The sequence below is a fragment of the Bosea sp. OAE506 genome, from assembly GCF_040546595.1.
Lineage (GTDB): Bacteria > Pseudomonadota > Alphaproteobacteria > Rhizobiales > Beijerinckiaceae > Allobosea.
In genome coordinates this window covers 3,835,692-3,856,624 of the sequence record NZ_JBEPOB010000001.1, presented here as the reverse complement: position 1 = coordinate 3,856,624, position 20,933 = coordinate 3,835,692, and the positions used below count along the sequence as shown (strand labels likewise).

Annotated in this window: 18 protein-coding genes and 1 pseudogene; 10 read left to right on the top strand and 9 right to left on the bottom strand. The window is 65.6% G+C overall.

What is annotated here, in order from left to right; genetic code table 11:
• Positions 1-51: 51 nt before the first annotated feature.
• From ABIE41_RS18725 to ABIE41_RS18700, 6 genes are all read right to left on the bottom strand, one after another.
• Positions 52-1,299, bottom strand: a complete 1,248-nt coding sequence (locus tag ABIE41_RS18725) for an ABC transporter substrate-binding protein (RefSeq protein ID WP_192641770.1) — start codon at positions 1,297-1,299, stop codon at positions 52-54.
• Between the two features lie 1,012 nt (positions 1,300-2,311).
• Entirely contained in the window at positions 2,312-3,586 is a 1,275-nt protein-coding gene (locus tag ABIE41_RS18720; protein ID WP_192641769.1) for a TRAP transporter large permease, read from the bottom strand.
• Positions 3,587-3,598: 12 nt separating this feature from the next.
• Positions 3,599-4,156, bottom strand: coding sequence for a TRAP transporter small permease (locus ABIE41_RS18715; protein WP_192641768.1), 558 nt, complete (start codon positions 4,154-4,156; stop codon positions 3,599-3,601).
• A gap of 130 nt (positions 4,157-4,286) precedes the next feature.
• Positions 4,287-5,294 (bottom strand): TRAP transporter substrate-binding protein, encoded by a 1,008-nt coding sequence (locus tag ABIE41_RS18710; RefSeq protein WP_192641767.1) that lies wholly within the window; start codon positions 5,292-5,294, stop codon positions 4,287-4,289.
• A 47-nt stretch (positions 5,295-5,341) separates the two neighbouring features.
• The gene (locus tag ABIE41_RS18705; protein WP_354193504.1) at positions 5,342-5,623 is read right to left on the bottom strand and encodes an amidohydrolase family protein; all 282 of its coding nucleotides are present in this window, start codon (positions 5,621-5,623) and stop codon (positions 5,342-5,344) included.
• A gap of 165 nt (positions 5,624-5,788) precedes the next feature.
• Positions 5,789-6,142, bottom strand: coding sequence for a Clp protease/crotonase-like domain-containing protein (locus tag ABIE41_RS18700; RefSeq protein WP_354193502.1), 354 nt, complete (start codon positions 6,140-6,142; stop codon positions 5,789-5,791).
• Between the two features lie 226 nt (positions 6,143-6,368).
• Between ABIE41_RS18700 and ABIE41_RS18695 the strand changes: the two genes are divergently transcribed.
• A complete protein-coding gene (locus tag ABIE41_RS18695) occupies positions 6,369-7,772 on the top strand; it encodes a flagellar biosynthesis protein FlgA (protein WP_192641766.1) in 1,404 nt (467 codons plus the stop codon).
• Between the two features lie 49 nt (positions 7,773-7,821).
• A complete protein-coding gene (locus ABIE41_RS18690; protein ID WP_192641765.1) occupies positions 7,822-8,037 on the top strand; it encodes a hypothetical protein in 216 nt (71 codons plus the stop codon).
• A 127-nt stretch (positions 8,038-8,164) separates the two neighbouring features.
• On the opposite strand, the gene ABIE41_RS18685 is transcribed toward ABIE41_RS18690, so the two are convergent.
• Positions 8,165-8,836 carry a cyclase family protein gene (locus ABIE41_RS18685; RefSeq protein ID WP_192641764.1) on the bottom strand — a complete coding sequence of 224 codons (672 nt, stop codon included), beginning with the start codon at positions 8,834-8,836 and terminating at the stop codon, positions 8,165-8,167.
• A 156-nt stretch (positions 8,837-8,992) separates the two neighbouring features.
• Between ABIE41_RS18685 and ABIE41_RS18680 the strand changes: the two genes are divergently transcribed.
• From ABIE41_RS18680 to ABIE41_RS18660, 5 genes are all read left to right on the top strand, one after another.
• Complete coding sequence (locus tag ABIE41_RS18680) at positions 8,993-9,751, top strand: GntR family transcriptional regulator (RefSeq protein ID WP_192641763.1); 759 nt, start codon at positions 8,993-8,995, stop codon at positions 9,749-9,751.
• A gap of 131 nt (positions 9,752-9,882) precedes the next feature.
• Positions 9,883-10,896: a TRAP transporter substrate-binding protein gene (locus ABIE41_RS18675; protein ID WP_192641762.1), complete on the top strand. Its 1,014-nt coding sequence runs from the start codon at positions 9,883-9,885 to the stop codon at positions 10,894-10,896.
• A gap of 117 nt (positions 10,897-11,013) precedes the next feature.
• Positions 11,014-12,312: a TRAP transporter large permease gene (locus ABIE41_RS18670; RefSeq protein WP_192641761.1), complete on the top strand. Its 1,299-nt coding sequence runs from the start codon at positions 11,014-11,016 to the stop codon at positions 12,310-12,312.
• A 5-nt stretch (positions 12,313-12,317) separates the two neighbouring features.
• Positions 12,318-12,815 (top strand): TRAP transporter small permease, encoded by a 498-nt coding sequence (locus ABIE41_RS18665; RefSeq protein WP_192641760.1) that lies wholly within the window; start codon positions 12,318-12,320, stop codon positions 12,813-12,815.
• 26 nt (positions 12,816-12,841) lie between these two features.
• A complete protein-coding gene (locus ABIE41_RS18660; RefSeq protein ID WP_192641759.1) occupies positions 12,842-13,612 on the top strand; it encodes an SDR family NAD(P)-dependent oxidoreductase in 771 nt (256 codons plus the stop codon).
• Positions 13,613-13,872: 260 nt separating this feature from the next.
• Here ABIE41_RS18660 and ABIE41_RS18655 read toward each other — a convergent pair.
• Both ABIE41_RS18655 and ABIE41_RS18650 read right to left on the bottom strand, forming a co-directional pair.
• Positions 13,873-14,478 (bottom strand): annotated as a pseudogene (locus tag ABIE41_RS18655) (cysteine hydrolase family protein); the annotation flags it as partial.
• A gap of 363 nt (positions 14,479-14,841) precedes the next feature.
• On the bottom strand, positions 14,842-15,495 hold the full coding sequence (locus ABIE41_RS18650) for a TetR/AcrR family transcriptional regulator (protein ID WP_192641757.1): 654 nt from the start codon (positions 15,493-15,495) through the stop codon (positions 14,842-14,844).
• Between the two features lie 111 nt (positions 15,496-15,606).
• Between ABIE41_RS18650 and ABIE41_RS18645 the strand changes: the two genes are divergently transcribed.
• Genes ABIE41_RS18645 through ABIE41_RS18635 form a run of 3 tightly spaced genes read left to right on the top strand, consistent with a single transcriptional unit; the run spans position 15,607 to position 20,911 of the window.
• Positions 15,607-16,716: an efflux RND transporter periplasmic adaptor subunit gene (locus tag ABIE41_RS18645; RefSeq protein ID WP_354192777.1), complete on the top strand. Its 1,110-nt coding sequence runs from the start codon at positions 15,607-15,609 to the stop codon at positions 16,714-16,716.
• Positions 16,713-17,786 carry an efflux RND transporter periplasmic adaptor subunit gene (locus tag ABIE41_RS18640; protein ID WP_192641756.1) on the top strand — a complete coding sequence of 358 codons (1,074 nt, stop codon included), beginning with the start codon at positions 16,713-16,715 and terminating at the stop codon, positions 17,784-17,786. Before ABIE41_RS18645 ends, ABIE41_RS18640 begins: the two co-directional genes overlap by 4 nt.
• Positions 17,783-20,911: an efflux RND transporter permease subunit gene (locus ABIE41_RS18635; RefSeq protein WP_192641755.1), complete on the top strand. Its 3,129-nt coding sequence runs from the start codon at positions 17,783-17,785 to the stop codon at positions 20,909-20,911. Before ABIE41_RS18640 ends, ABIE41_RS18635 begins: the two co-directional genes overlap by 4 nt.
• Positions 20,912-20,933 lie beyond the last annotated feature (22 nt).

Here is a 20,933-nt window from a genome sequence, read left to right as displayed (position 1 = left end):
GCGGAGAGGGCACGCGCATCCGCGCGTCCTCTCCATCGGGCGCTCGAGCGCCTATTGCTTGCATTCCGGGTTGGTGCGGGACGGCAGCCCGATGGCCTTGAACGCGTCCAGCGAGAGCCCCAGCGTCTGCGTCACGTCCGGCACGGCGCGCACGAACTTGTTCGTCAGGTCGCCATTGGGCAGTTCCGCGACTTCCGTGATGAAGGTCGTGGCGATCGCCTGCCGGTTGTCGTCGAGCTTGATCTTGCCATTGGGCGCGTCGAGTTCGACCTTGGCGAGCTCCGCCCGCAATTTGGCGCCGCCATCCGAGAGATCGCCATTGACCTTCTCCATCGCCACGGCGAGGGCCTTGACGGCGTTGTAGTAGTTGGTCGCGAAGAGCGAGGGGCTCGCAAAGCGCTTATCGGCCGGGAAGGCCTCCTGATAAGTCTTGACCCAGGCCTTCCAGCGCGGGTCGTCCCAGGCATCGGCGACGCCGCCGGAGGAGGGTGTGCCGACGAGGAGCCGCTTGGCCGCGCCCTTGGACGACAGGACCGTCTGGTCGACCATGATCGAGCCGCCGATGAACTTCGCCTTGCCGCCGGTCTGGCTGTACTGGTTCAGGAAGTTGACCGCGTCGCCGCCGCCGAGCCCGAGGAAGACCGCATCGACATCGTCCGGGATGTTGGCGATCACCGAGCCGAAATCCTTGGTGCCGAGCGGCACCCATTGGCGCTGCGCGATCTGGCCGCCCGCGCGGCAATATCCGATCGCGAAGCCGAAGACCTGCGTGTAGGGGAACGAATAATCCTCCGCGATGACCGAGATCTTCTTGAAGCCCTTGTCCTTCAGCACGTATTCGCCGAGGCCGGCCATCCACATGGCGCCGTCGCTGTTGAACCGGAAGAAATTCGGCGACGGGTTGACGAAGGTGGTCTCGAGCGCGCCCGACGAGCCGTTGATCATCACCAGGTTCGGGACGGTCTTGCTGTAGTCGCGCATCGCGATGCCTTCGGAGCCGGAGAGCGGTCCGATGATGATCTGCACCTTGTCTTGCTCGACGAGCTTGCGCGCGGCCCGCAGGGCGGAATCCGGGCTGGCGTCGGTGGCCGTCACGATCAGCTCGAAATCGCGTCCGCCGAGCTTGTTGCCGAGTTCCTTCGCCGCGATCTGTACGCCGCGGACGCCGTCCTCGCCGCCTGATGTGAGCGCGCCCGAGAGCGTCGCCATCACACCGATCTTGAGTTTCTCTTGGGCATGTGCGGCCGGTGCAGCCGCGACTAGACAGGCCGCGATTGCGGCCGCAAGCGTCTTGCGCATCGTAATCCTCCCTGCGAGTGGCCGCGCCGAAGGTACTGACGGCGAAGCCGGTGGCGGCTTTTCAATCCGCTCTAAACTCACGGTATCATAGCGCAGGGCGCTGCCAAGGCCGCGGATATTGCGCTGGGTCTGCTTTTTCGGATCCGTAGCTCTAGGGTTCAAGGCTCGGCGGCCTTGCCCAATATCTGCTCGCGAACAGTAGCCCCGAAGCCAACACCTCGAGCTCGACCGGTTGCTGCAGCATTTTGCGAGCATCGACCTGTCGAGTTGGGGGCGCCCACATACGTGGCTCGGCCGCGCAGTCAGCTACGAACAGACGCCTAAGGTGGTATCAATTATGGTATGAATGATGGTAACATACAGTGGCAAGAAGCGATGCAACAGACTGATTTAATTAGTATTTTCCCGCGATGACTTAGACTCCCGTAGGTCGCGCCACTCATGTGGCACCAAAAAGATATCAACATGTTCAACGTGTTAGCGCCTCTTGATTCAGGGGTGGGCCCCTCGTAATGGGCAAAGTTGGCCCCCAAGTCTTAGGGGACTTCGCCGGCATGTGGCGGCCATCACGGGCTGCCCGGTCATCTTCCCGTCGGCTCATGGGGCACGGCTTAACGCCGTCCCACTGCGAACAGGCAGATGCAGACTCGAGCAAGAAGGCCTGTGAGGCTGCGCCGCGGCGGTTAGATTACTTGGGCCGGTATAGCTGACGTGACGAAAGCAGGGCGCGCCAGGTCAAGGCCATGGCCGAGGAACTCAGGCGGTTGCGCGCCAAAAGAGCAGCTTGCCGATGGCATATCGATGATTTCGATCAATGCCTCAATGCAACTGCTTTGCCCCGCGGGTGAGCCCGGTCGAGGACGCTGTCGGTGATGGTCAAGGACGGCAACTGTCCTATCCGCCGCTGCGCTGGCCGGAGGCTCCTCCTTCTTCGCAACGAAGTCAGTACCGGTTGCCCCGCCTAGCGCTCTCCAACTGGCAACGGTCGAAGCCCATCGTCTTGTGCTAAAGATCAGCGCAGCATCCGTGGCAGCCACAGCGTCAGATCGGGCCAGAAGGTGATGATCGCCAGCGCGCCGAAGAGCGGGATGTAGAACGGGATCACCGCCTTCAGCACCGAAGGCATCGAGGTCTTGGCGATGTCCGACAACAGGAACAGTGCCAGGCCCATTGGGGGTGTCAGCAGGCCGATCATGAGGTTGAAGACGAAGATGATCCCGAGATGGACCGGGTCAACGCCCGCCAGCACCAGCGGCGCCGTCACCAGCGGGGCCACCAGAAGCGTGGCCGTCGTGCTGTCGAGGAACATTCCCACGATCAAGAGCAGCATATTCACGATGAGCAGCAGCACGATCGGATCGGTCGAGATCGAGAGCAGGCTGCGCGTGAAGGTTTGCGGCAATTGCTCGACGGTCAGGATCCAGCCGAATAACGCCGCAGCCGAGACGATGATCAGCACGGCCGAACTGGTCTTGACCGTATCGAACAACGCGAAGCGCAATCGCTCCCACGTCAAGCCTCCGTAGAACGCCATGGCGATCAGCAGGATATAGGCAACTGTGATCGATGTGGCCTCCGTCGGCGTGAAATAACCGCCCAACATGCCGCCGATCAGCAGGAGAGGCGTCATCAGCGCCGGTGCGGCGGGCCAGAACGTGGTCCACAGTTCGCGGAACGTTGGCCAGCGCTTCGAGCGCGGATGGTTGTGACGCTTGGCTAGCCAGGCCACCGTCAGCATCAGCAAGGCGACGTAGAGCAGCGCCGGCATGATGCCGGCCACCAGCAACTGCACGATCGAGACGCTGGTCGCGGAGCCATAGATGATCAGAGGGATAGAGGGCGGAAAGATCGGTCCGACGACAGCAGATGCGCCGGTGATGGCCGCCGAATAGGCGCGGGTGAAGCCCGCCCGCACCATGGCGCGAATTTCAATCCGACCGAGGCCGCCGATATCGGCAAGCGCTGCGCCGGAGGTTCCCGAGAAGACAAGCGAGCCGATCACATTGACCTGCGCCAGCCCGCCGGGGACGCGCCCGCCCAGCGTATGGGCGAAGCGGTAGATGTGGCTGGTGATGCCGGCCTGGTTCATCAGGCTGCCGACGAAGATAAACACCGGCACGGCCACGAGGGGAAAGGAATCGAGCGCATAGGTCATGCGTTGTGCAACCAGCTCAAGCGGGAAGCCCGACAGCATGACATAGAGCAGGGCCGGCACCGCGATCGCGACCACGACGGGAAGCCCGAAAATGAAGAGCGCCACAAAGGCGAGAATAATCGTAATGGCCATGGATTTTCCGCCTCAGTGCTTCATCTCTTCGGGGAGATCGAGCTCTTCGTCGGGCTCGTGCTCTTGCGGAAATGTGACGTAGAGCGGCCGGTCCTGAATGGCCTTGAGGGCCTGGATGCCGCATTCGAGCGTGCTCATGGCAAAGCTGATGAACGCGGCGCCCAGGAAGACCCAATAGGGGATGCCAAGAGTCGGGGTGGAGTTGTCGAGATTGCCACCGATGGCGACAAAGCTGGCTCCAGTGATCGCTGCGAAGGTCACGGTGGCGGCGATTGCGGCGGTTATTCGCGCGGCTCGCACCACGGAGGCCGGCAGCAGCGCCACGATCTCCTCCATCCGGATATTGGCGCCGGCAGAGATGACATAGGGCAATGCCATAAAGACCGAACAGATGAGCATGAACCGCGCCAGTTCCTCCACGCCAATTATCGGGGTCGCGAAGATTTCGCGCGAGACGACTTGGACGAAGGGCAGCGACACCATCGCAACCAGCATCGCCAGGCTGCCCCAGCGAAAAAACCAGCGCAGAGGTTCGACGGCGCGGTCGATCGCGTAGGTTCTGCTGTCCACGGCGACGGTCGTGACGGGAGCGTCAAAGACGAGATTAGAGCTTTGCAAGACAGCCTCGTTGGAAGCGGACGGCGGCCGCGGATCAGATCGGCAGGGCGGAAAGCCGGGGCGTGACGCCCCGGCTCCGGCCTCACTTGATGGCGCTGATGCGGGCGATGATGGGTGCCCAGGTCGGGAAATCAGCGTTGACCTGCGCGCTCACTGATTTCCGGAACTCTTCCACCTTCAGGCCGTCTTTCTCGGTGACGAAGGTCATGCCCTTCTTTTTGAGCTCGTCGATCAGCTTGACCTCGGCCTCGAGCCCGAGCTTCAGGGTTTCCTCGCCGACTTCCGCCGCGACTGCCGACACCACGGCTCGGTCTTTCTCGGGGATCGACTGCCAGGTCTTCTCATTGATGAAGACCGGCAGCACGTTCTGCATGTGCCCCGTGAGCATCACATGGGTCTGCACCTCATAGAGCTTGTTGGCGTTGATCATGGTGAGAGGGTTTTCCTGGCCGATCACCATGCCCGTCATGAGAGCGGTGGGGAGTTCGGCGACCTCGACAGGCGTCGGCACCGCGCCCATGCCCTTGATCATCGTCGTCCAGAGCTGCAGCGGCACGCCACGGAACCGCTTGTCCTTGAGATCGGCGGGAGAATAGACCGCCATCTTCGCCGTCATCTGGCGGGCGCCGCGATAGAGCCGGCCGATGATGCGGATGTTTGCCTGCTTGACCAGCTGCTCGGACATCTCCTTCATGATTTCGGAGTTGGCCGGGTCCGTGGCGGCCATCGCATGCGTGCCATCGCGATAGATGAAGGGCGCGGCGAAGGCTGCAATCTCCGGCATCAGCCGCGATAGCGAAGCAAATTCGTGGTGGGCCAGCGGGATCGCGCCGCTTCGAACGCCGTCGACCGTCTCCTGCGCACCACCGAGTTGCGAATTCGGGAAGACCTGAACCTTGACGCGGCCTTCGGTGCGCGCCTGGACGCGTTTGGCAAATTCGTCGGCATACCAGTACTGAATGTCGCCCTCGGAGCCGACATGGGCGTAACGAATCGTGACCTGGGCGGCCGCCGGCACGGCGAAACCCGCCGCGAGTGCCAACGCTGCGACCATGCTTTTGAGCGTCTGCCTCTTGTTGATTGTGGTCATCGGTTCCTCCTCCGTTTTTTTATGATGAGCTTGGGTGGTTCGGCGGCTTACAGCCGGTAGATGCGCCGGGCATTGTCGTGAAACAGCCGGTCGCGGTCGCTTCTAGGCAAGGTCGCCGTCGCGGCGAGAAAGCCCGAGAAGATCGTATCGAAATCGCCGACGAGGCTGTCGGCCGGGAAGTTGCTGGCAAACATGGCCCGGTCCAGGCCGAAGATGGCGAGCGCATCGCGAATGACCGGCCCATTGGCCGCGACCCTCCACGGTCGGCCCGACAAACCGGGTCCTGAGATCTTAAGCGCGACATCGGGCTGCGCAGCCGCGCCCTCCAGGCTCGTCGCCAGGCCGCCAGCCCCTCGGGGGAACGATCGGCGGGCAAGCGGGTGTGGTTGATGATCATCTGCGTCGCCGGGAAATCCTTGGCCAGATCAACCGCCGCTTCGAGATGCCGCCAGGGCGTTTGCAGATGAACCCGATGCGGGGCAGGGCGGATGTGCTCATGCGAACACGCTCCCGTCCTGGTTATGGGCGTCGATTGCATGCCAAGGCACTGGCCGAATGCCGGTCTCGCTCATCGTATTTTCTCCTGTTGGCATGGCTCGCGTCGAACCGACAATCTTGCATGCCAGATACGAGATGTCAGTAGGCTGCGCGGCCCAGGGGCTCACATCGGGCGTGGCGATACGGAAGTCGCAAGCAGCCGCGATGTTTAACCGACCGCCGACAGCCCAGCCATCGACGAAAGCGATGGTCGTGACGGGAATGGCGTCGAGCGCGCGCATGCAGTCGTTGATCTCCTGCTCATAAGCGACGCCGTCAGCATCGCCTGAGAAGTTGGCAAAGCCCGAGATATCGGTGCCCGAGACGAAGCCTTGCCGCCCATGCCATGGAGCACCGTGACGCGGGCCGCCGGATCGGCGGCGACAGCAAGTGCGGCGCCGCTGCGACCACGGATCCGTCTGTCCGAAGCCCGAGATGCTTGCATAGATCAGATGGTTCCTATTCAGCGCATCACTCAGGGTTGACTATTCTTGCATGCAAGAATGGCATAGGGCATTCTTAGCCAGAGGAGCCGTCGTGAATTTCCATCAGCACTATGCGCGCATCGCGCGCCCCGTTGAGACCTGCTTGGTCGGCAGCGGCAGCTTCGGTCGCTCCTTCCTGGCCCAGGCAGCTCGCATTCCTCTCGTCAACGCGCGTATCGCGGTGGACAAAACCATGGAGGCGGCGGGAGAGGCTTTCGCTTCAGCCGGGTTCGCGCGTCGGGACATCGCGCTCTGCGCAACGGCGGCCGAGGCGCGGGCGGCCTGGTCTTCTGGCAGGCGGATCGCGGCCGACGCGCTGGCGGCTGTCATCGACTTGCCGTTCGACATTCTGATTGAGGCCACCGGCGCGCCGGTCGCCGCGGCGCGTCACGCGCTGTTTGCCATCGAGGCAGGCCGCCACGTTGCGCTCGTTTCCAAGGAGGCCGACTCGGTCATCGGGCCAGGCCTTGCCCATCTGGCGGCTGAAAGGGGTGTCGTCGTCACTCCTGTCGACGGGGATCAGCCCAGCCTTCTGATCGGGCTCGTGACCTGGGCGGAGTTGCTCGGCTTGGAGGTGATCGGCGCCGGCAAGTCGAGCGAATACGATTTCGTCTTCGATCCGGCGTCGGGCGAGGTCACCTGCAACGGCGTCACTCGGACCCTCCCCGCGCTTGCAGCGCATTGGTCTCTGGGCGGACCTGACGCGGTTGCGCGGTCCTCTGCTCGCGCCGGCGTGCTGGGTACAGCTTTTCCGCTGCGCACCGTGCCCGATCTGTGCGAGATGACGGTCGTCGCCAATGCGACCGGGCTTTGTGCGGACACCGCGCGCTTCCATGCGCCGCCCGCACGCATAGCGGAACTCGGCGACCTGTTTTGCGAGCGAGGGCAGGGCGGCTTGCTGGGCGGTACCCGGCGGGTCGACGTGTTCCATCACCTCCGGCGGGCAGACGAGGCGAGCTTTGCGGGCGGAGTGTTTGTCACGGTTCGTTGCGAGGATCCGGCCAGCTGGGCGCTGCTCGCTGACAAGGGCCATGTCGTGGCATCGGGCGGGCACACGGCCGCACTCTATCTGCCGCGCCATCTTCTCGGTCTGGAGGCGGCGACCTCCATGCTGGATGCCGCCGGCCTTGGACAATCCGGTTATGGCACTGATTACCGCCCGCGGCAGGATCTCGTGGCGGTGGCCGAGGCTGATCTGGCTGTTGGCACCGTGCTGAGCATGGGCGGCCATCATCACAGCATCACCAATGTCGGTGGTGCGATGATTCCTGCAGGTCCGCTGGGCGAGGGTAATCCTGCGCCGTTCTATCTGGTCGCCGACGCGACACTGGTCCGGCCAGTTCGGGCGGGCGAGGCGATCCGGCTCAGCGATGTGGCGCTAGACGGCGCCTCTCCGCTTCTGGCGGCCCGCATGAGGCAAGATACGATGTTTTTCGGCAATTCTCTGTCGCTTTGACAGCGGCTTATGGCAACGGCGCAGCGCCCCATGAAGCAGCTAACAGCTGATGAGCGAGGCTGCCGAGGCCTATCCCCGCATCCCGCGACGCACGCTTCATGAAGAGGTGCTCGAGTGCCTGCGCGACATGATTATCGAGGGCCGGTTGGAGCCGGGTCAGCGGATTAACCAGGGCGCGGTCGGGGTCCGGCGCGACGCCGACGCTCTCGCCGCCGAAATCGCTTGGCTCTTTTCGACTGCGCGCCGCCTCGAACCGCGGCCGTGAATGGGCGAAGGCTTTTCACCATCGCCGTGCCGTCGGGTCGGGAGGGTTATCAGGGTTCTCTCATCGCCAGCTGTACCGGCCCGGAGCTCAGAGAAGCGGCGTGCTTCTTCGGCAGCCCATTCTTCGGTCAGACCGCCAGGCCCTCGATCGCGTAGAACCGAGCCGGAGCGCCGTCGGCATTCGGAATCAGCAACGGCGCGGCGGAAAACAGGTTGCGCGGAGCCGTCAGTCGGCTGGTGTTGACGACGTATTCGATCAACGTGACACCGTTGGAGAGGAGGACGTCATGGGTGACATGCTCGGTCTTTGGCACCTCCTTGCCGTCCAGGAGCAAGCGGATCGGGAAGTCCTGCGGGAAGTCGAAGGCCACCGCGCTGGGCTTGCGGGCGGCCAGCCATTCCGCTGAGGCACGGGTGAGCCACGGCGCCTGCGTCCAGAATTCGCGGGCGTTGTAGTCGCGGCGGTCGGACCAGTGGGCAGCCAGCAGCAAAATCTCGCCCTCAGCACCGCCGGGGTCGGCGGCGGCAAGGTGTTCGGGCTCGATGGCGGCGTCGGCGGGCCGGTGGCTCAGGTTGAGCACGCGGCAGGGCCCGACCACGGCCGAGAGCGGAGTGGTCTCGATCGTTGGACCGTCGGCAACGAAATGCGCCGCCGCATCGACGTGAGAGAAGCCGTGGCAGGTCGCCGACAGCCGCGAAACGCGGAACTGGTCCCCCTGTGAGATGTCCCCCTTGATCGCAAGTTCGACCGGCCAGCGGAAATGTTGCCCGATGGGCATTGAAAGGTCGATAATCTGCATGGCTGAGGGTTCCCAAGACGCGCAGGACTGCTGACGTCACTTGAAGGGGAAAAAATTGCATGCAAGCAGTGACGGCGGTCAAGGTGCCGGACGCAGGTTCGCTAAGACCGACACGCAGCTCCAGACCGACCTCCCTTCGATGATGATCGTCCCGACATGACGCTTCCCCAGACCCCTACGCCTCTCGCCGCGTTGATTGCCCGTACCCAGAGCCTCGATGGCGGTCGTAGGAAGGGCGCGCTGCATGGGGGAGTTGTGACCCAGCTGCGAAATCTGATCGTAACCGGCGTGCTTGCTCCAGGCGCCAAGCTCAACGAACGGGAGATCTGCGAGCAACTGGCAGTCTCGCGCACTCCGGTGCGGGAGGCGATCAAAACACTGATTCAGGACGGTCTGTTGCGCGCGCTGCCGAACCAGTCGGCTGTGGTCGCCGAACTTGATCTCGACCACGTCACCGCGCTGATCGACGTTGTGACCACCATTGAGGGGCTTGCCGGCGAGCTTGCCGCGCGAAACATGACAGAGGAAGCCATCGCCGAAATCGGCTTGCTGCACTACCGCATGCGCCTCCATCACGCGCGCGACGAATTGCCGGGCTATTTTGAGGTCAACACCGCGTTTCATCGCAAGATCGTCGAGCTCGCGGCCAACCCCGTTTTACTCTGGGTTTGGGATCTGCTGGCCTTGCAGGTCGACCGCGCGCGCTACTCCTCCAATCTCTGGCCAACACGCTGGAAGGCGGCGATCCAGGAACATCAGGGCATCCTTGACGCCCTGTCTGCGCGCGATTCCGCCAAGGCTGGTGAAGCGTTGCGTCAGCACGTGCGCAACGGTCTCTCGGGTCTGGTCGCTGCTCTCTCTGGCGAGGAGCCAGCGCCAATGACCGCCAGCGCTGACAATCAACCCATCGATTGACGTCGGCGTTTCTTGCATGCAAGTTTGCGCCAGGCTTCGCAGAAAGCCGGCGGAGCCCGCTCCACGCAGAGGGCAGCTCACGCGCGACTAAGAGGCCGTGCGTCGTGCGGTCGGGAGCGGAGGAAACAGCCATGATCGCCAGCAACGTTACGCGGCGCACGCTTCTTGGCGGGGGCACGGCCCTTGCTGTCAGCGCGCCCTTCATCCGGCCGGCCTTCGCGGCGGTCGAGCTCAAGCTCACCCACCCGGCCGATCAGAGCCATCCGGTCCACATCGAGGCCGATGCGATGGTCAAGCGCATCGCCGAGCGAACCAAGGGCGAGGTCAAGATTACGATCTTCCCCAACAATGCGCTCGGTTCGCCGGTCGAGGCGGCGCAGCAGACTAGGCTCGGCGCCATCGACATGATGCTGCTGAACCCCGCCAATATCGAGGCGCTGTCGAAGACGATCGGCGTCATCAACATCCCCTACCAGTTCGATTCCTACGAGCACGCGCACCGCACGCTCGACGTCACGGGCCGCGACTTCATCGCCGAGCAGCTCAAGGCTGCCGGTTTCACTTGGATCGCTAATTTCGAATGGGGTTTTCGCGCGCTGACCAACAGCCGCCGGCCGATCAACGGCCCCCAGGACGTGCAGGGGCTGAAGCTGCGTGTGCCTCCCGAACTCGCCATCAAGGCCGCCTTCGAGGCGCTGGGCGCCAGCACCCAGACAATCGCCTTCCAGGAGGTCTATCTCGCGCTAGCCAACAACCTCGTCGACGGCCAGGACAACCCCGTCGGGACGACCTTCGCGGCGAAGTTCTTCGAGGTCCAGAAACACATTGCGCTGACCCGGCACATCTATGCCTCGATCATGTTCTGCGCCAATCCGCGCAGCTGGTCGAACAAGCTCAACGAGGCGCAGCGCCAGATCGTCAGCGAGGAGGCGGCAACCGCCGGTGCGGCAGCGCGCAAGGCCGTGCGCGACAGCGAGGAGCGCAATCTCGCCGAGATGCAGAAATCCGGCGTCGCGGTAACACGGCCCGATGTCGGCCCCTTCCGCGACAAGATGGAGCCGGCCTATGCGCAGCTGCGCAAGGCGCTGAGCGACGACACCTGGAACACCTGGACCAAGCTCGTCGCCGCTGCCCGCGTCGCCTGATCCTGCGCAGAACGACCCTGCCACCGTCGATCGAACGGCGGCGGGGGCTCTTGCACAAGCGTCTGATCGCTTCGGGGCGACGACGCATGTGCCCTTTGCCCGAGGATCGTAGCCCATATGCTGGTTTCCGCCGTCCTGATCGGCGTCTGCGTCGTCATCATGCTGGGCGTCCCGATCGCGGTGGCGCTCGGACTCGTGGCCATCGGCACCATGGTCGCCACGGTCGGCCCCGATCTGCTGGTGATCTTCATCCAGCGTACCTATGCAGGGACGACATCGTTCCCGCTGCTGGCGATCCCCTTCTTCGTGCTCGCCGGCAACCTGATGAATGTCGGCGGCACGACCGAGCGCATCTTCCAGGTCGCCCAGCTCTGCATGGGGCGCGTCCGCGGCGGGCTGGCGCATGTGAACGTCATCGGCAGCGTGATCTTCGCCGGCATGTCGGGCTCGGCGGTGGCGGATGCGGCGGGCCTGGGCGTGATCGAGCATCGCGCCATGACCAAGGCCGGCTACACGGGTCGTTTTGCAGCGACCATCACGGCCGTGTCGGCGACGATTGGTCCCGTCATTCCGCCCAGCATCCCCTTCGTGATCTATGGCAGCCTCGCCAATGTCTCGGTCGGCGCGCTGTTCCTGGCCGGCATCGTGCCGGGGCTGCTGATGGCGTTGTCGCTGATGGCGGTGATCGCGCTGGTCGCCAGGAAGATGAACCTGCCGCGCGGCGAGGGGCTGCCGCCGCTGCGCGACATCGGACGCATCGTCCTGCGCGCCATGCCGGCGCTGCTGCTGCCGCCGGCGATCCTGGCCGTCATCTTCACAGGCATCGCGACGCCGACCGAAGCCGCGGTGGTCGCGGCCGGTTACGCCTTCGTGCTCGGGCGCTTCGTCTATCGCGAACTCAGCTGGACCGACACGCTGGCGGTGCTCTGGGACAGTGCGCGTCAGACCGCGCAGGTCATGTTCATCATCGCGCTCGCCGCGCCCTTCGGCTGGGTCCTGGTCCAGCAGCAGATCCCGAACGCGGTGCTCGCCTCGCTGCTGACGCTGTCCTCCGAGCCCTGGGTGATCCTGCTCGTCATCAATCTCGCGCTGCTGCTGTTTGGGATGTTCATCGAGGGCATCGCGATCATGATCATCGCTTATCCGGTGCTGCTGCCGGTGATCACCCAGATCGGCGTCGATCCGGTGCATTTCGGCGTCATCCTGGTGCTCAACATCATGATCGGCCTGGTGACGCCGCCGGTCGGCCTGTGCCTCTACGTGGTCGCGGGCATCGCCAAGATCTCGATCGCCGAGATCACGCGGGAGATCTGGCCCTATGTGCTGGCGCTGATCGGAGTGTTGCTGCTCATCACCTATGTCCCGGCCGTCTCGCTGTGGCTGCCGCACACGCTCGGTTACGGGGTGGCGCGATGATCGGAATGCTGAGTGTCCTCGATCGGTTCGTCGCTGGCTTCTGCAAGGCCGCCGCGATCGCCTGCCTGCTTGGCCTGTTCGTGCTGCTGGCGCTTGCCATCGTGCTCAGGCTGCTGCCGCTCTTCACCATCCCCGGCTACGACGAACTGGTCGAGCTTTTGTTCATCTGGCTGGTGATGCTGACTTCGCTGGCCCTGTGGCGCGAGGGCATCCTTTACCGCGTCATGCTGTTTGAGGATCTGCTTCCGGCCGCCGCCAAACGGCTGGTCGAGATCGGCATCAACCTGGCGATGTTCGGCTTCGCGGTGGTGCTGAGCGTTTACGGGTTGGATTTCACGCAAAATTCCGGTGAGACGACGCCGTTCCTGCGCCTCGACAAGGCCTGGTTCTACGGCGCGATCCCGGCCTGTGCCGCCTTGATGGCGGTCTACAGCCTCGTCTGGCTCTGGCGTGTCGCCACCGGCCGGGGCGCGCTGGAATCGAGTGCGACGCTCGCCGGCTGACGGCAACATCTCGAAAGGGTAAGACCATGGCCCGTCTCAGCGGCAAGAGCGCGATCATCACCGGAGCGGCGGGGGGCATCGGCGCCGCCACGGCCCAACTCTTCGCGGAGGAGGGCGCACGCCTTGCCCTCGTCGACATCGACGAAGCCGTCCTCGCCGAGGTCGAGGCCATGGTGCAGGCGGCCGTGCCCGGCGTTGAGGTGATCGCGATCCCCGCTGATGTCGGCCAGGAGAGTGCGGCGGCCGAGATCGTCGCGCGCACACTCGAGGCCTTCGGCGGCGTCGATGTGCTCGTCAACAATGCCGGCATCCGCTCCTACGAGCCGCTCGACGCGGCCAAGGCTGAGACCTGGCAAAAGATCCTTTCGGTCAATCTGCTGAGCTATGCCTATCTGGCGCGCGAGGCGCTGCCTGAGCTGCGGCGCTCCGGCAAGGGCGCCATCGTCAACATTTCCTCGACCCACGCCTTCAACCCGCGCGGCGGGATGGGACAGTACGACGTCGCCAAGGCCGGCATCATCTCGATGACCAAGACGCTCGCCTTCGAGGAGGTTGGGCACGGGGTCCGCGTCAATGCGGTCTGCCCCGGACTGACCCTGACGCCCTTCCATGTCCGGCGCTTCGCGCCCCAGGGCAAGAGCGAGCAGGATCTGCGGACCGAGAAGGTCGACCACAACATCATGCAGCGCTGGGCCGATCCGCGCGAAGTTGCTTGGCCGATCCTTTGGCTCGCTTCCGACGAGGCATCGTTTTGCACAGCCTCGGTGATCATGGCTGATGGAGGCACACGTGTCTGACCTGCATGTTGCGACGTTTAGACCATGCTTTGTCTCATGGTGGAAGGCTAAGATTTAAAGCTAGAGATCAAGCCAGGGGCAGTCACGACTTTCCTGGACCGCAGTCATCGGTGAAAAGGTCATCTGTGAAAAGGAGAGGGAGCAGCAGGCGCTACTTGGGAACCAAGTCCTCCGCCTGCGTGGTTGCCCATGCGAGCAATCTTCGTAGCAGAAAACGCCGCATACACGATCGCGACGTCTAGCGAAGGCCGCGCCACGTTTCACTCGACGGCGGCAATGACCGCATCGACATCTGTGACGATGCAGACGTTCTGCAGCGCGTAATTGACCGAGGCCGCGTGCCATTCGGCGTTCATGGTCGAGCAGGCATCTTCCGGCACCAGCATGAAATAGCCCTTGTCGGCGCCGCTGCGCGCCGTGTGCTCGATCGACATGTTGGTCCAGGCGCCGGTGACGATGACGACGTCGCGGCCCAGCGCCTTGAGCACGGTCTCCAGCCTCGTCCCCTCCCAGGCGCTCATGCGACACTTCTCGACGACATGGTCGCCGGCTTGAGCCTCCAGCCCGGGCACGGGGGCGCAACACCAGGTCCCGCGCACCAGCGCCTTGGCGTCGGCCAGCCCCTCGAACAGCGGTGCGTTCATGGTGACGCCCGGCGCGCCGGGCTCGACCACGAACCAGACATGGATCACCGGGATGCCGCGGGCACGCGCCGCCTGCGCCAGACGGGCCGCGTTAGCGATCGCGTTCTGCTGCTTGCAGTGCTCCGGCGATCCCGAGGACGCGAAGGCGCCGCCCTCCATCACGACATCGTTCTGCATGTCCTGAATGATCAGCGCGCAGCGCGCCGGATCAAGGCGGTAGCCGGCGGCGGCTTTCTTCGCGCCGCCGGTGGCGGCTTTTGGATCCGCTCTAAACGCACGGTAACATAGCGCAGGGCGCTGCCAAGGCCGCGGATATTGCGCTGGGTCTGCTTTTTAGGGCGTCTTCAGCGACGTGGCATCTGTCTGCCACCGAGCCTTGCGAGCCTGACCGGCGGCGCCAGGGGCAGGCTAAGCGACGCGCCCGGGCCTCGCGGCAAGAATCCTACGGCAGGGGTGCGTCCACGAACGTCGACAAGGCGGGGTGAAGGTCGAGCGTCAGTAACGCGCTCCATCCCACTGCTAGATCTCGGCATATGTCAGTAACGCCGAGACCGCGTGCGGCTCTGGCGCATTTCCGCCGTGCCTTCAGCGCCTCGCCTCCACCCTGCGATAGCGCGCGAAGAACATCGCGATCGCCTCCTCGATGACGTGGTCGATCTCCGCATCGGAGAGGGCCGGGGCGGGCAGGACGCCGCCGAATTCGAAATCGCCGCAGACGAGATTCAGGAACTGGCGCGCGGCGAGATTGGGATCGGGGATCGCGAGACCCTCCGCCGCTCCGCGTTCGGTCAGATGTTGCGCCAGCGTCGCGATGGTCTGGCCCGGCCCCGCGCGGAAGATCACCTCCGCCAGCTCGGGAAAATGCGCGATCGCGCCGATGGCGGCCCGCTTCAGCTTGACCATCCGCTCGCTGACGAAGAAGGCGGCGAGGTGATGGGCGATCGCGCGCAGCGCCGAGGCGATGTCGGGCGCATCGGTCAACCGGATGAAGGTCAGCCGCCGCACCGCCTCGACCTCGCGCAGGATGACGCCGGTGAAGAGTTCCTGTTTGGTCCTGAAATGGACGTAGAGCGTCGCCTTGGAGACGCCGGCCGCCTGGGTCACCCGATCCATCGACACGCTGTCGAAGCCTTCGCCGAGGAACAGCTCGGTCGCGGCGTCGAGAATTTGCAGCGCCTTGCGGCTCGGTGGGGCGGCGCTGGTCTGGGCGTGGGGGAGGGCGACGGCAGGCTCGGACAACGGCATGGAACTCCTTTGGGCGGCGATTTGAACTGAACGGTACAGTTTGATCTTGACAGCCGAAGGCGACTGCGTCAACTGAACTGAACGGTTCAGTCGGAAATCTGCCCTGTGGTCATTCATGGTGTGCCTCCCGCCGCGAGACGGGCCTCGGTCCTCGCATTCGCCCTCATCGCCGCGGCGGCACCGCTTGCCGCGCAGGAGGGTGCGCTGGGCCCTCGTGCGGTGGAGACGGTCGAGGCGGCCCGCAGCGAGCAGGCACCGGTGGTCGCCCTGACAGGGGAGCTCGCGGCGCGCGTCCAGAGCGATCTTGGCTTCCGCATCCAGGGGCGGATCGCCGAGCGCAGCGTCGAGGTCGGCGACCGTGTCGTGGCCGGTCAGGTCCTCGCCAGGCTGGAGAATTCACAGCAACTCGCCGAGGTTGCCTCGCAGCAGGCGGGACTGGCCGCCGCGGAGGCGACGCTCAAGAACGCCAGCGCAACCTTCGACCGCCAGAAGGCGCTGCTGGCGCAGGGCTTCACCACGCAGAGCAGCTTCGACGGTGCCAGGCAGGCCTATGAGAGCGCGCGATCCTCCCTGTCGGGGGCGAAGGCTGCGCTGCAGACGGCCGAGGACGCGCTCTCCTTCACCGATCTCAAGGCCGATGCCGACGGTATCGTCACCGCCCGGGGTGCCGAGGTCGGGCAGGTCGTGGCGGTCGCGCAATCGGTCTTCACCGTCGCGCAGGACGGGCCCCGCGACGCCATCTTCGACGTGCCCGAGAGCGTGATCGCGCAGAGCCCCCAGGACAAGGGGGCGGGCGACATCGAGATCGTTCTGGTGTCGGACCGCAGCGTCACGGCCCGGGGTCGCGTTCGCGAAATCTCGCCCGCGATCGATCTCGCCAAGGGCACGGTCAGGGTCAAGGTCTCGCTCGAGGCGACGCCGCCCGCGATGCGGCTGGGCGCGCCCGTCATCGGCCGTGCCCGGATGATGCCGCGGCCGGTCGTGGTGCTGCCCTGGCAGGCCTTCTTTTCGCGCGGGACGACGCCCGCCGTCTGGGTCGTCGACCGCGCCACCCGCGCCGTCTCGCTCCGCCCCATCCAGGTCGACAGCTACCGCACCGGCGAGATCGTGGTCGGGGGCGGCATCGAGCCGGGCGAACTCGTCGTCTCCGCGGGTGCGCAGTTCCTGAGGCAGGGCGAGGTCGTCGCCCCCGTGGCGGGGAGGGGCTCCCGATGAACCGCAGCACGATGATCGGGCTGGCCACGCTCGGGCTGGCGCTCGCCGCCTGCAAGGAGACGGCCGAGGCGCCCAAGCCGCCCCGTCCGGTCGAGACGACCGTGGCGCGCCGGATGGTACAGGCCGACAACGACTTCGCCGGGGTGATTGCCGCGCGCTACACGGTCGACCGCGCCTTCCTGGTGCTCGGCCGTATCACCGCCCGCGACGTCAATGTCGGCGACGTGGTCCGCACCGGGCAGCGCCTGGCACAGAGCGATCCGACGGCGCTGGCGCTGGCGGTGGTCTCGGCCGAGGCGACTCTGGCCTCGGCGCAGGCGCAGCAGGAGCGTGCCGTGGCGGCGCGCGGCCGCATCGAGACGCTCTTCAACAACAGGATCTCGTCCCAGTCCGAGCTGGACCAGGCCGACCAGAGCCAGAAGGCCGCCGTCGCCTCGGTCGAGCAGGCCCAGGCTGCGCTCGCCAAGGCGCGCGACCAGCTCGGCTACGCGACGCTGCGGGCCGATGCCGACGGCGTCGTCACCGCCGTCAGCGCCGAGGTCGGCCAGATGACGGTGCCCGGCAACACGGTCGTCACGCTGGCGCGCACGGACATCCGCGAGGCGGTGATCGACCTGCCCGATCCGGTGGTGGCGCTGATCACGGTCGGCGCCCGCTTCCGCGTGCTGCTCCAGGCCGATCCGCGCGTTGCGGCCGACGGCACGGTGCGCGAGATCGCACCCGCCGCGGATGCCGTGACCCGGCTTCGCCGCGTCAAGGTCGCGCTCGAGGCCCCGCCCGAGGCGATGCGGCTGGGCTCCACCATCCGTGCGCGGCCGGCGGAAGCCCGCAGCGCCGGCCTGATCGAGCTGCCGGCCGCCGCGGTGTTCCGCCGTGGCGAAGAGGAGCGCGTCTGGATCGTCGGCGGGCAGGGGCCCGCGGTCCGGTCGGTTCGGGTCAAGGTCGCCGAGCGCGACGAGAAGTCGGTGCGTGTCGCAGAGGGTGTGGCGGAGGGCGACAGGGTCGTCATCGCCGGCGCCAACCGGCTCGCTGAAGGACAGATTGTAAAGGGCGGGGAGACCAGCCGATGAGCACGTCTGGGCATGAGGCGCCGCATCAGCGCGCCCGCTTCAATCTCTCCGGCTGGGCGCTCGGACACCGCTCGCTGGTCTGGTATTTCATGATCGTCTGCGCGGTGGCGGGGCTGGCCTCCTATTTCAATTTGGGCCGCGCCGAGGATCCGGACTTCACGATCAAGACGATGATCATCCAGGCGAACTGGCCGGGCGCCACGCTGGAGGACACGCTCAACCAGGTCACGGATCGCATCGAGAAGAAGCTCGAGGAACTGCCTGCCTTCGATTATGCGCGCAGTCTCAACAAGCCCGGCCAGACCACCATCTTCGTCAACCTGAAGGACACGACGCAGGGTCCGCAGGTCAGGGCGACCTGGACACGGGTCCGCCAGATCATGGCCGATCTCCAGCCGCAGCTGCCGCAGGGCGTTCAGGGCCCGTTCTTCAACGATGATTTCGGCGACGTCTTCGGCAATATCTACGCCTTCACGGCCGATGGTTTCACGCCCCGCCAGGTGCGCGATCACGTCGAGCGGGCCCGCGCCCGGCTGCTCACCCTTCCTGACGCCGGCAAGGTCGAGCTCGTCGGCGCCCAGGACGAGGTGATCTATCTGGAGTTCTCGACGCGCGAGATCGCGGCGCTCGGGCTCACCCAGACCATGGTCGTCGACGCGCTGCGCGGCCAGAACGCGATCACGCCCTCCGGCGTGCTGGAAGCCGCCGGCGAACGCGTCAGCGTCCGCGTCAGCGGCCAGCTCGCCTCGGAGCAGGCGCTGCGTGACATCAACCTGCGCATCAACGACCGCTTCTTCCGCCTCTCGGACGTGGCCACGATCACGCGCGGCTACGAGGACCCGCCGACGGCGCTGTTCCGCTACAAGGGCGAGCCGGCGATCGGCCTGGCCGTCGGCATGAAGCCCGGTTCCAATTTGAACGCCTTCGGCGAGGAGCTCGAGACGATGCTGGCCGCGATCGAGCGCGACCTGCCGATCGGCATCGATGTCCATCTCGTCGCCGACCAGCCGAAGATCGTCGAGGAAGCGGTCGGTGGCTTCGTCAAGGCGCTGATCGAGGCCGTCGTCATCGTGCTCGCCGTCAGCTTCATCAGCCTCGGCTTCCGCGCCGGGCTGGTCGTGGCGGTGACGATCCCGCTCGTGCTGGCCATCACCTTCCTCGCCATGGAGCTCTATGGCGTCTCGCTCCAGCGCATCTCGCTGGGGGCGCTGATCATCGCGCTCGGCCTGCTGGTCGACGACGCCATGATCGCGGTCGAGATGATGGTGGCCAGGCTCGAGGCGGGTGATCCGCTGCCGACGGCGGCGAGCTATGTCTACACCCACACCGCCTTCCCGATGCTGACCGGCACGCTGGTGACGGTGGCGAGCTTCTTCCCCGTCGCGTTCAACAACGGCTCGGCCGGCGAGTTCACCTTCACGCTGTTCGTCGTCATCGCCGTGTCGCTGATCGTCTCCTGGGTCGTGGCGGTGCTGTTCGTGCCGCTGCTCGGCGTCACCATGCTGCCGGAGCGCCTGCCGAAGCACGACACGCAGGGCGGCCGGTTCGGACGGCTCTTCGACCGGCTGCTGCTCGGCTGCATGCGCCGTCGCTGGACGACCATCGCCGCCACCGTGGCGATCTTCGCCCTGTCGGTCTTTGGCATGCGGTTCGTGCAGCAGCAGTTCTTCCCGCTCTCGGACCGCGTCGAGGTCGTCGTCGACTGGACGGCGCGCCAGAACGCCTCGATTACGACCACCAAGGCGGAGATGGACCATTTCGAGAAGACGGTTCTCGCGGGCGATCCCGACATCGAGCGCTGGAGCTCCTATGTCGGCCAGGGCGCGGTGCGCTTCATGCTGTCCTTCGACGTGCAGCCGGCCAGTCCAAATTTCGGCCAGATCGTCATCATTACCAAGGATCTGAAGGCGCGAGACCGCGTGCTGGCCCGGCTGAACAAGGTGGTCGAGAAGGACTATCTCGGCTCCGACGTCTTCGTGCATCTGCTCGAGATCGGCCCGCCGGTGGGCCGCGCCATCCAGTACCGCATCAGCGGGCCGGACCTGCAGGGCGTGCGCGACCAGGCGCAGCGCGTGGCGCAAGTCATGGCCGGCAATCCCCAGGTCGGCCGGATCATCAGCGACTGGAACGAGCCTGCTCGGGTGGTGAAGGTCGATGTCCTCCAGGACAAGGCGGCCCAGCTCGGCGTCACCTCGGAATCGATCGCGACCGTGCTCAACACCGTCGTCGGCGGCGTCACGGCCACCCAGATCCGCGACTCGATCTATCTGATCGACGTCATCGGCCGGGCCCGCGACATCGACCGCAACTCGGTCGAGTCCCTGCAGAACCTCCAGATCCAGACCAAGGACGGCAAGACCGTGCCGCTCGCCGCGGTGGCCGCGCTCTCCTACACGCTGGAACAGCCTGCGGTCTGGCGTCGTGCCCGGGCGGCGACGATTACGCTCAAGGCCGCCCCGCTCGGGGCCGTCCAGCCAGCGACGGTCGTCGAGCAGCTCACGCCGAAGATCGCGGAGGTCGTGAACGGCCTGCCGGCGGGCTACCGCATCGATGTCGGCGGCGCGGTCGAGGAGAGCGGCAAGGGCCAGGCTCCGATCATCAAGGTCGTGCCCTTCATGCTCCTGACGATGCTGACGATCCTGATGATCCAGCTGCAAAGCTTCCAGCGCCTCGTCATGGTCGTGGTGGTGGCGCCGCTGGGGCTGATCGGCGTCGTCGCGGCGCTGCTGCCGAGCGGGGCGCCGCTGGGCTTCGTCGCCATCCTCGGCGTGCTCGCGCTGATCGGCATCCTGATCCGCAACTCCGTGATCCTCGTCCACGAGATCGAGGAGCTGCAGGAGGGGGGAATGGACGGCTGGACCGCCGTGCTGGAGGCCAGCCGCCACCGCATGCGGCCGATCATGCTGACGGCGGCGGCGGCGAGCCTCGCTCTGATCCCGATTGCCTTCGAGGTCTTCTGGGGCCCCATGGCCTTCGCGATGATGGGCGGCATCATCGTCGGCACGGTGCTGACGCTGCTCTTCCTGCCGGCGCTCTACGTCGCCTGGTTCCGGCTGAAGGAGCCTCCGCCGTCCGAGGCCGCGCCAGAGGGCGAAGCCCGGCCGCTCGCGCCGGCGATCGCCTGACGCGGCAGCATCGGATGGGCCC